This window comes from Micromonospora sp. NPDC002389 (assembly GCF_040296095.1).
Lineage (GTDB): Bacteria > Actinomycetota > Actinomycetes > Mycobacteriales > Micromonosporaceae > Micromonospora.
In genome coordinates this window covers 272966-285923 of the sequence record NZ_JBEOWP010000004.1, presented here as the reverse complement: position 1 = coordinate 285923, position 12958 = coordinate 272966, and the positions used below count along the sequence as shown (strand labels likewise).

Here is a 12958-nt window from a genome sequence, read left to right as displayed (position 1 = left end):
CGTTCGCCTGGACTCTACTTGCCGTTGGTGAACGCCTCGTACGCCTTCAACACCTCGGCGGTCGGCCCGTCCATCCGGATCAGGCCCGATTCCAGCCAAATTGTCCGTTCGCAGGTGTCCCGGACCGAGGAGAGCTGGTGGCTGACCAGGAACACCGTGCCGGCGCTCTCCCGCAGCTCGCGTACCCGCTTCTCGCTGCGCTTGCGGAACGCCTTGTCGCCGGTGGCCAGCGCCTCGTCGATCAGCAGCACGTCGTGCTGCTTGGCCGCCGCGATGGAGAAGCGCAGCCGGGCCGACATGCCGGAGGAGTACGTCCGCATCGGCAGGGAGGCGAAGTCGCCTCGCTGGTTGATCCCGGAGAACTCGATGATCTCGGGGACCTTGCGCTGCACCTCGGCCGGGTGCATGCCCATGGCCAGGCAGCCGAGCGTGACGTTGCGCTCGCCGGGCAGGTCGTTGAGCAGCGCGGCGTTCACCCCGAGCAGCGACGGCTGCCCCTGGGTGTAGATCGCGCCGCGCTCCACCGGCAGCAGGCCGGCGATGGCCCGCAGCAGGGTGGACTTGCCGGAGCCGTTGGTGCCGATCAGCCCGACCGCCTCACCCCGGTACGCGGTGAAGGTGACCCCGCGCACCGCGTGCACCTCGCGCACGTTCGGCGCCGAGGTGCGGCTCACCATCCGCTTGAACGCGGCCACCGGGCTGGTGTTGCCGGCGGCGCCCTTGTGCACCCGGTAGACGATGTGCGCGTCGTCCACCACCACGGTCGGGATGCGTTCCTGGATCCGGGGCAGGGTGACCGTCACGTCGTTGGACATCGCCAGGTGATCAACCACGACCGTACTCCTGTTCGCCGCGCCAGAAGAACAAGTAGCCACCGATGCCCATCACGACCGCCCAGCCGGCCGCGATCAGCCAGGTCAGCAGCAGCGAGTCGTTGAGCAACGGGGCCTGCTCCAGCAGGGCGGTCCGGGCCAGCTCGATATAGACCAGCATCGGGTTGAACTGCACGATCCCGACGGCCCAGCCGGGCAGGTTGTTGGAGAAGAGCTCGACGCTGTAGAGCACCCCGGAGCCGTACATCCAGGCCCGCAGCACGAACGGCATGACCTGCTTGAGGTCGCTGGCCTTGGCGCCCAGCCGGGCCATCGCCATGGTCAGCCCGGCGTTGAAGACCGTCTGGAGCAGCACCGCCGGCACCAGCATCAGCCACATCAGGGTGATCGGCTCGCCGGTGACCACCACGATGCCGACCAGCACCAACAGCGAGCCCAGGAGCTGCTGGAACTGGGTGGCGGTGATCGCCAGCGGCAGGCAGGCCCGAGGGAAGTGCAGGGCCCGGATTAGGCCGAGGTTGCCGCTGATCGCCTGGGTGCCCTGCTGCACCGTGGTCTGGGTGAAGTTGAAGATGAACAGACCGGTGGTGAGGTAGGCGATGAAGTTCGGGATGTCCCGGCTCTGCTCCAGCACCACGCCGAAGATCAGGTAGTAGACCGCCGCGTTGCTCAGCGGGGTGAGCACCTGCCAGAGCTGCCCGAGTCGGGCGTTGCTGAACGAGGCGGTCAACTTGGCGTTGGCGTACGCGGCGACGAAGTGCCGGTAACGCCACAGCTCACCGCTGTAGCGGCGGAGTGAGGGCCGCTCTCCGGCCACCCGCAGGCCGTGGCGGGCGGCCACCTGCGCGGGAGTGAGGCCGGAGTCGGGGTCGGCCAGCGTGGTGTTGGCCATGGGGATGGGCGCTCCGATCTGTCGTGCGGCGGATACGTTCGCGACGATGGAATCTAGCGTGGAGCGCCGCCTCGCCGCTGCGTGGACAGTAGTCCGAAACACGTCGGGACGCAACCGTACCGTCGTTGCGCTACATTGTTGTTCGTGACAGTGGAGAAGAGTCCCAGGTGACGACCGAGAAGAGACGCGCGCCGGCCGGTGCCGCAGTGCTCCGTGGAGAGATCACCGCGGCCATCCGTCGGGCCCTGATGCACGAACTGGCGGCGGTCGGCTACGGCCGGCTCTCGATCGAGGCGGTGGCCCGGCGGGCGGGGGTCAGCAAGACCGCGATCTATCGCCGGTGGAACTCGAAGCTCGACCTCGTGCTGGACGTGGTCTCGGCCGTCGCCAGCCGGAAGCTGCCGATGCTGGACACCGGCACCCTCGACGGGGACGTACGCCTGCTGCTGCTGGTCGTGACCGGTGCGTTGGGTCACCCGATGGCGACACAGATCATCCCTGATCTGCTCGCCGAGGCGGCGCGCAACCCGCAGATCGCCGGCACGTTGCAGAGCACGCTGAACGACTACCAGGACCGCATCGGCGAGATCGTCATCGGACGGGCGATCGAGCGGGGGGAGTTGCCCCCCGGTGCGGATCCGCGCGCGGCGGCCGACCTGATCGTCGGGCCGGTCTACTGGCGGCTGGCCATCGCCCGGGTGCCGCTGGAGCCCTCCGAGCTGGCCCGGATGGCGGCGGCGGCCGTGGCCGCACTGCGGGTCGTCTGCGCGAGCCCGCGGGAGGAGGTGTCGTGAGCTGCGCGGACATCCGTCCGCTGAATAAAGCGTGAACGCGGACCTGACGCCACGTGAGTGCCATTCCCGACTCCCGCTCCAAACGGACTAGTATCGCACCCCGAACTCGCGAACAAGTCTTGTGACACGGGAGGACCTTCATGACTGGCCAGCGTCCGGACTTCATACCGCCAGCCCGGCCGATCATCGGCGAGGCCGAGATCGAGGCGGCGGTCAGGGTGCTGCGCAGCGGCATGGTGGTGCAGGGGCCCGAGGTCGCGGCCTTCGAGCAGGAGTTCGGCGAGGTGGTCGCCGATCGGCACTGTGTCGCCGTCAACTCCGGCACCTCGGCCCTCCAGTTGACCCTGCTGGCGCTCGGCGTCGGCCCGGGTGACGAGGTGATCGTGCCGTCCTTCTCCTTCGCCGCCAGCGCCAACGCGGTGCGGCTGGTCGGTGCCGAGGTGATCTTCGCCGACATCGAGCGGGACAGCTTCTGCCTCGACCCGGATGCGGTCGCCGCCGCGGTCACCCCGCGGACCGTCGCCGTCATGCCGGTGCACCTGTACGGCCACCCGGCCGCGATGGACAAGATCATGGCGGTGGCCGAGCGGCACGGTCTGGCCGTCGTCGAGGACGCGGCCCAGGCCCACGGGGCCGGCCTGCACGGCACGCCGGTCGGTGCGTTCGGCGCCGCCGGTTGCTTCAGCTTCTATCCCACGAAGAACATGCACTCCCTGGAGGGAGGCATGATCAGCACCGCGGACGCCGGGTTCGCCCGGACCCTGCGGCTGCTGCGCAACCAGGGCATGGAGCAGCGGTACGCCAACGAGATCGTCGGCGCCAACATGCGGATGACCGACGTGGCCGCGGCGATCGGCCGGGTGCAGTTGACGCAGTTGGCCGAGTGGACCGCACAGCGCCAGGCGAACGCGAAGTACCTCGACTCGAAGATCACCAACATGATCATCCCGCCGGTGGCGGACGCCGCCCGGCACGTGTACCACCAGTACACCGTCCGCGTCCGGGGCGACCGGGACGCCGCCCAGGAGCGTCTGACCGAGCAGGGCATCGGCAACGCCGTCTACTACCCGACCCCGATCCACCGGCTCAAGCCGTACCTGGGTGCGGACGGCCGCCCCGGCCCGTGGGAACTGCCGGAGACCGACCGGGCCGCAGCCGAGGTGATCTCGCTGCCGGTGCACCCCACACTGGAGCAGAGCGACCTCGAGCGGATCGCGGACGCCGCCAACCTCGCCGGCGGTGCCCAGTGAGCAAGCGGCAGAGCGACAAGCTGCGCGCCGGTCTGATCGGCCTGGGCGCGATGGGGCGCAACCACGCCCGGGTGCTCTCCGGTCTGGACGGCGTCGAGCTGGTCGGCATCGTCGACCCCGTCGGTGACACGAGCGGGCAGCTCCGGGCGCCGGTGCTGCCCGACCTGGGCGAGCTGCTGGCCCGCGACATCGACTACGCCGTGGTCGCCTGCCCGACCGCGCTGCACGAGCAGGTCGGGCTCGAACTCGCCGCACACGGTGTGTCCGCGTTGATCGAGAAGCCGCTCGCGCAGTCCGTCGAGGCGGGGACCCGTCTGGTCGAGGCGTTCGAGAGCCGTGGACTGGTGGCGGGCGTCGGCCACATCGAGCGGTACAACCCCGCTCTGCAAAGCCTGCGGACCCGCCTGGAGGCCGGCGAGCTGGGCGAGGTCTACCAGGTGGTGACCCGGCGGCAGGGTCCGTTCCCGCACCGGATCGCCGACGTCGGCGTGGTGATGGACCTGGCCACCCACGACATCGACCTGACGAGCTGGGTGACCGGCCAGGAGTACGTCTCGGTGTCGGCCCGGACGGTGTCCCGCAGCGGGCGGCTGCACGAGGACATGGTGGCGGCCGTCGGTACGCTCACCGACGGCACGATGGTCAATCACCTGGTGAACTGGCTCAGCCCGCTGAAAGAGCGGTCCACGGTGATCACCGGCGATCGGGGCTGCTTCGTCGCCGACACGCTCACCGCCGACCTCACCTTCTATGCCAACGGCGCGGTCGGCACCGAGTGGGAGGCGCTGCGGGCCTTCCGGGGCGTCGCCGAGGGTGACATGATCCGCTACGCCATTCCGAAGCGCGAACCGCTGTTGGTGGAACACGAGCGATTCCGGGATGCCGTGGAGGGCAAGGAAAGCGATATCGTCACCCTCCGGCAGGGACTGCGAACCGTCGAGGTAGCCGGGGCGCTGCTGCGATCTGCGGCGGACGGCACCACCATGGACTGCGGAGCTATCGCGGTCATGCGCGCGCAGATCTAACTTCGCGACGAGGTACAACCGAAAGGGATCTGTCCAGATGGAGTCAGTAGCCGGCGACGTTCCACGCCCCTCTCGCGGGCGGGTCGTCATGCTGGTGGACAACGACGTGCGGGGCGACTCACGCGTCCAGAAGATCGCGCGGTCTGCCGCCGCAGCCGGCTGGGAAGTGATCCTGCTCGGCGAGCGGCGAGACGCACCGGTGGAGAGCTGGCAGCTCGGTGAAGCCGAGGTTCGGCTGGTGGAACTCAACAGCGATCTCGCGATGCCGCCCACGACGTTCACCCGCTCGCTGCTACGGCGGCCCTTGGCCTACCCGCCGGGCCGGATGGCGAACTACCGTCTCGGCATCGCCCGGGCCCGCCGCGCGGACGTACGGATGCGGATCGCGACCCTTCGGGCGAGGCGGGCCGACGGTGGCTCGCGACTACGCGAGGTAGCCGGTCTCGGCTTGCTTGCGGCGCCGTGGGCAGCAGCCAAGGCGATGCATCGCTGGGCCCGGTTCCGGGCACGGGAGACGAACCGACTGAAGGCGGCCCGTCGTGATGAACGGGCGCTGCTGAACACGATTCCGATCAGCTTCTGGAAGGCCGTGCTGGGCCGCCGCGCATGGCGCCGCCTCGACCCCGGCCTGTGGCGGTGGGAGCTGTCCTTCGGTCGCGTGATCGACCGGCTCAAGCCCGACATCATCCACGCTCACGACTTCCGAATGATCGGCGTCGGCGCCCGGGCCACGATGCGGGCCCGGGCCAGTGGGCGTCGGGTCAAGCTGGTCTGGGACGCGCACGAGTACGCGCCCGGCCTACGGCCTCGGCCTAACACTCCGCGCTGGCTGCCAGCCGTGGTCGCGCACGAGAAGGAGTACGCCCCGTACGCCGACGCCGTGGTGACCGTTTCCAGTTCGTTGGCCGAGTTGCTACGTACGGAGCACAAACTGCCGGTGTTGCCGGACGTGGTGATGAACGCCCCGGTCAGCGGAGCTCCCGAGGAGACCGACTCGACACCGGTGCCGGATCTGCGGACGCTGTGCGGCGTCGGGTCGGAAACTCCGCTGCTGGCCTACTGCGGCGGGATCACTCCGGTGCGCGGCGTGAACGTCATGATCGACGCTCTGCCCGACCTGCCGGGCGTGCACATCGCGCTCGTGTCGCTGCACCCCAACGGCAAGAACGCCACTTCCGACGAGGCGTTCGCCCGTGCCGAGGATCTGGGTGTCGCCGACCGTGTGCACCTGCTGCCATACGTGCCGCACTGGCAGGTGGCGCAGTTCCTCGCGCCGGCCGATGCGGCGGTGAGCCCGCTGGTGCACCTGTCCAACCACGAGATCGCCCTGAGCAACAAGTTCTTCGAGTACTCGCAGGCACGTCTACCGCTTATCACCAGTGACGTCCGAACGATGGCGGAGATGGTCCGTTCCACCGGTCAGGGTGAGGTGTTCCGGGCGGAGGACGTGACGGACTACGTCCGTGCGGTCAAGACGGTCCTGGCCGATCCGGAGCGTTACCGCGCTGCCTACGACCGTCCCGGTCTCCTCGAAGGGTGGACCTGGGAGGCTCAGGCGGCGGTGCTGGACCGGGTGTACACCGGTCTGCTTCGGGACCGCGCAGGCGCGTCCCCGGCCGTTCCGGCTGGAAAGCCGACGGCGGTACCGGCGACCCAGGTGGCCACCCCGTCGGACAGCAACCGCCAAGCAGAGGTGGGCAGCCGCAGGTGAGTCGAACGTCGGCACGGGACGTGGCGATCGTCACGCCCTGGTATCCAACGCGGGAACTGCCGTTCCGAGGCGCCTTCGTCCGAGCGATGACCGAGGCGACGGCGCCCGGCTGCGACCAGGCCACGGTCTACCACTGCGACGGGTGGTGGTCACGGCTGACTTCGGAGCAGGACGCGGAGATCGGTGAGGCACAGCGACTCCTACTGCCGCAAGCGCAGGCTGTCGGCCAGACAGTCGGTGGGGCCGGGCTGCGTTACGTACCGGTGCCGATGCCGGGTGGGCTCAGCTTCGCCGACATCGCGCGGCGACACGAGGCCACGCTCGCGCTGGCGCTCGGCGGACGACCGATCGACGCGCCGGTGGTCCACGCACACGTCGGGCTGCCGAGCGGCTGGGCGGCGCTGCATCACCTGCGCCCCGATGCCCGGTTCTTCGTCACCGAACACGCCACCTTCCTCGACCGGATCCTGGCCGAGCCGGACGGCCACGCGATGTACGACCAGGTGTTGCACCGGTGCGACGCCTTCTTCGCGGTCGGAGACGGCATGCGGGACCTGTTGGTCGAGACGTTCCCGCACCACGCCGATCGAATCAGTATCGTTCCGAACCCGATCTCGTTCGAGCACCCCCGTCCGGTACCCGTCACCGAGTTGCGTCGCTGGCTATTTCTCGGTGGTCTGATCCCGCGCAAGGGCGTGACCTGGTTGCTTGAGGCGTTCGCCGTCTGCCATGCGGACGACCCACGACTCACCCTCAGTCTGGTCGGCGACGGCGAGCTGTCCGCCACGTTGCAGGCCCGCGCCGCTGAACTCGGCATTGCGGATGCGGTGACCTTCGCCGGTGCCGTTTCGCCCGACGAGGCGCTGCGGCTCATGCGTGAGCACGATCTGCTGGTCCATCCCAGCCGGATGGAGACCTTCGGGATGACCGTGGTGGAAGCGCTCGCCGCCGGGATGCCGGTGCTGGTCACCCGCTGCGGTGGGCCGGAGGAGACGTTGGCCGGCATCGAGGACGCCGCCGGTGAACTGGTGGCGGTCGAGGAGAGCCCGGATTCCATCGTGGCGGGCTACCGTCGGCTACGGTCGCGGTTCCCCGACGGGCTGGACCTTGAGCTGGCCCAGCGTACGTTGGACGACCGCTACGGATATCCAGCGGTAGCGCGTGCGCACCATCGGGTCTGGTTCCCGGAAGAGAATTCCGCGGCCGATGCCGAGGGCGGCCTCGCGCCGGCCACGCCTGAGGGGGCGCGATGAGAGTTCTGTTCCTTGCCCTGGGAGCGACTCGACGACGCGCGGTGGTCGCGGAGTCCGCGCAGGTGGTCGCCGAGGGCGGCAGTGCTGTCGTCCTGGTCGAATCGGCCGCTCGCTGGAAGCGGGTGACCTTCGCCGATGGCGTCGACGTGGTCGCGATGTCCAAACTCGAGCAGCGCCGGCCGGTACGCCGGGCCGAGAAGTTCCTTCTCTACAAGGGGCCGCGCTTCTTGCTGAACCGGGTGATCGGTCGAGGTCGGCTGCAGCCCCGGGCTCGTCGGGCGAGCAAGGCATACGAGCGGCGGATCGCGGACCGCGTACATCGGCGGATCTTTTTGCCCGCCTACGGCAGGTTCTTCAAGCAGGACCCGTCGAAGTTGGTCGAGCGCCACCTTGTCGAGTCGGAGCCCTTCGACCTACTCGTCGTGACCGATGCCCTCTCCATGCCGATGGCCGTCGATCTGCTTGCCCTACCGGGCACTGCCGGTCGGGTCGCGCCAAGCGTCGCCTACAGCATCGATTACGTCGGCGGCTGACCATCGGGCGCAGCGCGCGACCAATCACTGAGAGAGAGTTATGAGATCCAGCCCTTCAGCCCGTCGGCCGCGGGTGCTGTACCTGTCCTTCTATTTTCCACCCTCCCGGGCGAGCGGTGTGTACCGCGCCCGCGCCACCGCCAACCATCTGGTGCAACAGGGCTTCGACGTGACCGTCTGCGCCGCACCTCTGCGCTTCCTGTACGACGTCGTGGGCACCGTGGACGAGGATCTCCTCGAAACGGTCGACCCGCAGATCCAGGTCGAGCGTCCTGAGATGAACATGAACCGGTGGGAGAACGACCTGCGCAGGTTCGGGCGTTTCCGGGGCACCATGCCGGTGTTGGCCCGCCGGTTCGAGGACTGGCGTACGGAGCGGATCTTTCCCGAGCAGTACGCGTCGTGGGCCTGGGCAAGTGTTCGGCGCGCGTTGCGGTTGCATGCCAGGCAGCGGTTCGACGTCGTCCTGGCGACCGGCAACCCGCACGCCTCGTTCGCCGCCGCGTGGCTGTTCCGCCGGCTCACCGGCGTGCCTTACGTTCTGGACTACCGCGACTCGTGGACGTTGAACCTGTTCACGGACTCGCCCGCCTATCCCGACGGACATCCCGCCTTCAAGTGGGAGCAAAGGGTGATGCGGGGCGCGTCCGGGCTGGTCTTCGTCAACCAGGCCCTACGCGGTTGGCACGCCGAGCGGTACCCCGCGTTCGCGGACAAGATGATGGTGGTGCCGAACGGGTGGGACCCTGACCTGATGGAGGTCGAGGAGTTCAAGCCTCGGGCGGAGGGGCCCCTGCGCTTCGGCTACCTCGGCACGTTGACGGTGAACCAGCCGGTCGAGGAGTTGGCGGCGGCTTTCCGGCGAGCACGTACCCACCCCGAACTCGCTGACGCGGAACTCAACATCCACGGCCACCTCGGCTTCTTCCGCAACAGCCCGAGTGCTTTGCGCGAGCGACTCGGACTCGACCCACACGGTGACGAGCAGAGCGACGACCAAGCCGGTATCCACTGCCGGGGGCCGGTGCCGAAGACGGAGGTCTCCGCGGTCTACCGAGAGAGCGACGTTCTGGTGTTCCTGGCCGGTGGTGGCCGGTATGTCACATCGGGGAAGATCTTCGAATACCTGGCGACCGGTCGCCCGATCGTCTCCGTGCACGCGCCAGACATCGCGGCGCGCGAGGTGCTGACCCGCTACCCCCTCTGGTTCGATCCGAACGGACTGGACGTCGACGCGGTGGCGCAGGCGATGGTGGAGGCGGGTCGGGCGGCCCGCGACCTCACCGCCGAGCAGGTCGCGACCGCACGACGACACGCTGACGGCTACACCCGGGAGACGCTGCTCCGACCGTTGACGCAGCGGCTGCGCACGATCGCAGGGTTTCCGAACGAGGCCGACGCCGAGCTGACGGGACGCTAGAAGATGCCGAGAGACCAGAAGGAGAGGCCGATGCCGGGCCGGTTCGCGCAGACATCGGGCGTCCCGCCCCGGCTGCTGCTGCTCAGCCTCAACTACCAGCCCTCCGACAAGGTGCTGGCCTATCTCAGCCAGCTGGACGAGGCAGGTGTCGAGGTCGACCTGGTACTGGTGGACAAGACCCGGCTCGATGATGTCGAGCTGCCGGCGGGGGTCCGGGTACACCCGCTGATGGTGAATGAGAAGCGGCATCCGGTGCGGCGCGCCGAGCACGTACTCGTGTTCAGCGGCCCGCGTCGGGTTATCACCGCTGCCCGTCGGATCACTCGTCGGCACAAGGTGGGACGCCCGCTCGACGCGGTGCTGCGGCTCACCGAACGCGGTCACCGTCGCGTCGCCAAGGGCTTCCACCGTCGTGTCTTCGTCCCGATCTACCGGCAGGCCCGGCCGTGGTTGCTGGCCCGTGCCGGACGCGCGACGGTGGCGACGCTCGACGTCGGCTCGGCCGACCGGATCGTCGCGGCCGATGTCAGTGCGGTACCGCTGGGCTGGCGGCTTGCCCGTCAGCATCAGCACGTACCGGCCACGACCGCGCTTGACCTCAGCCCTTATGAGGCACCGTCGGGAAGCGCCTGAGGCGTCCGGCCCGCCGGTGCGGGTCGGGGATGCGTATCGGGGCCGCGTCCGGTCGAACATCGACCGCGCGGCCCCGAGTGCCGTTCAGGCCTGCTGCTCCAGGGTCTGCACCACGCGCTCCGCGGCACGGCCGTCCCCGTACGGGGTGCCGGTGGGCGTCTCCGGCGCGGGCCTGGTCGCGAGTTCGGCCCAGGCCGCTTCGGGGAGCTGGTGCGGGTCGGGAACGAGGTGGTTCCAGCCGCCCTCCAGGGTCTCCACCCACTCGGTCTCCGGCCGCAGCGTCGTGCACGGGCGGTGGAGCAGGTAGGCCTCCTTCTGCAGCCCGCCGGAGTCGGTGACCACGCCGGCGGCTCCGAGGACCGCGGCGACCATGCCGGCGTACGGCAGTGGCCGGCCGACCCGGACCGCTCCCTGGTCGAGCTTGATGCCGTGCTCCCTGGCCCGGGCGATCAGCCGAGGGTGAGCCAGCAGCGCGACCGGCAAGGGCAGGTCGTTGAGCGCGGCGACGAGGTCAGCCAGTCGACGCGGATCGTCGGTGTTCTCCGCCCGGTGCAGGGTGGCCAGCAGGTAGGGCTGGGTCGGGTCGATCCCCTCGGGCAGAGCCGGTGCGGGGTGCCCGTCGGCCCGCACGTCGTCGCGAATGCGCAGGCAGACGTCGACCATCACGTCTCCGACGAGCGCGGATCGGGCGGCCAGGCCCTCGGCCGCCAGGTGGCGCATCGCCTCGTCGGTCGGAGCGAGCAACAGGTCGGCGGCGTGGTCGGTGAGCACCCGGTTGTGTTCCTCGGGCATCCGCCGGTTGAACGATCGCAGCCCTGCTTCCAGATGGGCTACGGGCAGGTGCTGCTTGACGGCGGCCACGGCACCCGCGAGGGTGGAGTTGGTGTCGCCGTAGACGAGTACCCAGTCCGGCTTCTCCCGGTCCAGCACCGGGTCGATGGCGGCGAGCACCGCGCCGGTCTGGATTCCGTGGCTGCCCGAGCCGACGCCCAGGTGGACGTCGGGATCCGGGATCCCCAGCCCGCTGAAGAAGACATCCGACAGGTCCGCGTCGTAGTGCTGACCGGTGTGCACGATGATGTGCTCATGGGCCGTCCGGGCGAAGGCCGCCGCGATGGGTGCGAGCTTGACCAGTTGGGGACGGGCCCCGACGACACTGACGACCTTCACGCGAATATCTCCCGATTTGGGTGGCTACCAGGACAAGTCCTGCCCTGGCCCCGTACGATACGTCACCGTGTGTCCGTCAGGTGAACCGCTGGCCAGCCGACCCCGCACTAGGAACCGCCTTCGTTCCGCGCCGTTTGCTCGGCCAGTTGTCGGCGCAGCGTAGCCAGCTCGGCCTCCTGCTCGCGCAGCCGACGGCGTAACGGTCGAGACACCAGGTCGGTGAGGTGCCACTCGTTCGCCATCCGTAGGCCGAACCGGTCTGCGGCACCGCCGTCCCGCTCGACCGTCGCGCCGCCGTCCTGCGGGAGCGGACCGTCGTCGTCGAGTTCGAGCAGGTACGGCCGTGGTGCGGTGAGCCGGTCGACCCGTTGCGCCACGATCGCGGCATCGGCCCCGTGGCCGGCCGGTCGATCCAACGGCACGGCGTTCATCACCTGACAGCCGCTGCGCACCAGCGGATCGACGAGCCGGTGCGAGGGGATCTCGTCGATGGCCCAGCCGAGCAGCAGCAGCGCCTGGGCGCCGGTCCTCAAGGGAGCCAGGATGTCGGGAAGCCCCGCCGGGTCGGTCTGTGGCGGGTTCGCCCCGACCAGGACGACGAGCAGCTGGCCGGGATCCAGTTCCCGCCGCCCCTCCCGCGCGGTGTACCGGACCTCGTCCGGAATCCGGAGGAGGCGGCGCAGGTCCAGCCGCTCCGGCGTGCTGTCGACGATCTCCGTCACTGTGCCGAAGAGCGGCAGCAACTCCTGGATCAACATCGTTCTCCGCCTCCGCTCAGTGAATCCGGGTGAACACGTGGAAGCCGATCGGGCTCCGCCGGAATCCGTACCCGTGCCAGCCGTCGTAGCGCAGTCCATGTCCGGTCAGCGCGGACAGGTAGCGGGAGGGGCCGCGGACCACCTGGTAGTTGCCGTAAACTCGGGTACCCTCGCCGTTCCAGTCGGAGACCACCAGCCGCCCGGTCAGCCGGACCAGCGAGGCGAGATTGCGAACAGACCGCTCCCACTCCTCCTCGTCGAGGATGTGGAACAGCACGTCGACCGAGGCCACCACGTCGTAGAGCCATGGACTGTGCCAGTCGGCCAACGAAGAGTGGTGGAACTGCGGGCCGCCGCCCCGGGCCCGGCAGACGGTGAGGGCGCTTTCGCTGGCGTCGACGCCGTCGACCTGGTGTCCAAACCGTGCCAGTTCCCGGCTGAACCACCCCTTGCCGCAGCCTGCGTCCAACAGGAACAGCGGAGCTACGGGATGTGAGTGGTGGCCGGTGATCTCCAGCAGCAGGGCGAGGCGTCGAATGTAGAACATCCGATTGGTGCACTCGTCGAGGGAGATGTGGCCGCCGGAACGGAGCTCACCTTCCTTTTCGTGGCGTTGGTTCCAGTATGCGGCGTTTTCCTCCGCCGATAATAACGTCATCGGGCATCACCGATATTGCCGATAGGGT

At 69.1% G+C, this 12958-nt stretch carries 13 protein-coding genes; 8 read left to right on the top strand and 5 right to left on the bottom strand.

Annotated features, from left to right (window positions below; all coding sequences use genetic code 11):
- Positions 1-14 precede the first annotated feature (14 nt).
- Together ABT008_RS10185 and ABT008_RS10180 are read right to left on the bottom strand one after the other, a co-directional pair.
- Complete coding sequence (locus tag ABT008_RS10185) at positions 15-815, bottom strand: ABC transporter ATP-binding protein (protein ID WP_117227541.1); 801 nt, start codon at positions 813-815, stop codon at positions 15-17.
- A 10-nt stretch (positions 816-825) separates the two neighbouring features.
- The gene (locus tag ABT008_RS10180; protein ID WP_350695309.1) at positions 826-1725 is read right to left on the bottom strand and encodes an ABC transporter permease; all 900 of its coding nucleotides are present in this window, start codon (positions 1723-1725) and stop codon (positions 826-828) included.
- Positions 1726-1892: 167 nt separating this feature from the next.
- On the opposite strand from ABT008_RS10180, the gene ABT008_RS10175 reads away from it, so the two are divergent.
- The 8 genes from ABT008_RS10175 (at position 1893) to ABT008_RS10140 (ending at position 10344) form a co-directional block, all read left to right on the top strand.
- Positions 1893-2519 carry a TetR/AcrR family transcriptional regulator gene (locus ABT008_RS10175; RefSeq protein ID WP_350695308.1) on the top strand — a complete coding sequence of 209 codons (627 nt, stop codon included), beginning with the start codon at positions 1893-1895 and terminating at the stop codon, positions 2517-2519.
- Between the two features lie 140 nt (positions 2520-2659).
- Positions 2660-3769: a DegT/DnrJ/EryC1/StrS family aminotransferase gene (locus tag ABT008_RS10170; protein WP_350695307.1), complete on the top strand. Its 1110-nt coding sequence runs from the start codon at positions 2660-2662 to the stop codon at positions 3767-3769.
- Positions 3766-4794 carry a Gfo/Idh/MocA family protein gene (locus ABT008_RS10165; RefSeq protein WP_350695305.1) on the top strand — a complete coding sequence of 343 codons (1029 nt, stop codon included), beginning with the start codon at positions 3766-3768 and terminating at the stop codon, positions 4792-4794. Before ABT008_RS10170 ends, ABT008_RS10165 begins: the two co-directional genes overlap by 4 nt.
- A 37-nt stretch (positions 4795-4831) precedes the next feature.
- Positions 4832-6505 (top strand): glycosyltransferase family 4 protein, encoded by a 1674-nt coding sequence (locus ABT008_RS10160; RefSeq protein ID WP_350695303.1) that lies wholly within the window; start codon positions 4832-4834, stop codon positions 6503-6505.
- 86 nt (positions 6506-6591) lie between these two features.
- Positions 6592-7758, top strand: coding sequence for a glycosyltransferase family 4 protein (locus tag ABT008_RS10155; protein ID WP_502890396.1), 1167 nt, complete (start codon positions 6592-6594; stop codon positions 7756-7758).
- Positions 7755-8291: a hypothetical protein gene (locus ABT008_RS10150; RefSeq protein WP_350695300.1), complete on the top strand. Its 537-nt coding sequence runs from the start codon at positions 7755-7757 to the stop codon at positions 8289-8291. Before ABT008_RS10155 ends, ABT008_RS10150 begins: the two co-directional genes overlap by 4 nt.
- A gap of 73 nt (positions 8292-8364) precedes the next feature.
- Positions 8365-9711, top strand: a complete 1347-nt coding sequence (locus tag ABT008_RS10145) for a glycosyltransferase (RefSeq protein ID WP_350695605.1) — start codon at positions 8365-8367, stop codon at positions 9709-9711.
- A gap of 30 nt (positions 9712-9741) precedes the next feature.
- Positions 9742-10344: a hypothetical protein gene (locus ABT008_RS10140; protein WP_350695298.1), complete on the top strand. Its 603-nt coding sequence runs from the start codon at positions 9742-9744 to the stop codon at positions 10342-10344.
- Between the two features lie 84 nt (positions 10345-10428).
- Here the strand turns inward: ABT008_RS10140 and wecB are convergent, their stop codons facing one another.
- The 3 genes from wecB to ABT008_RS10125 form a co-directional block, all read right to left on the bottom strand.
- Complete coding sequence (gene wecB, locus ABT008_RS10135) at positions 10429-11514, bottom strand: non-hydrolyzing UDP-N-acetylglucosamine 2-epimerase (RefSeq protein WP_350695296.1); 1086 nt, start codon at positions 11512-11514, stop codon at positions 10429-10431.
- 107 nt (positions 11515-11621) lie between these two features.
- On the bottom strand, positions 11622-12272 hold the full coding sequence (locus ABT008_RS10130; protein ID WP_350695294.1) for a hypothetical protein: 651 nt from the start codon (positions 12270-12272) through the stop codon (positions 11622-11624).
- Positions 12273-12288: 16 nt separating this feature from the next.
- On the bottom strand, positions 12289-12819 hold the full coding sequence (locus ABT008_RS10125; protein WP_350695292.1) for a class I SAM-dependent methyltransferase: 531 nt from the start codon (positions 12817-12819) through the stop codon (positions 12289-12291).
- Positions 12820-12958: the final 139 nt, after the last annotated feature.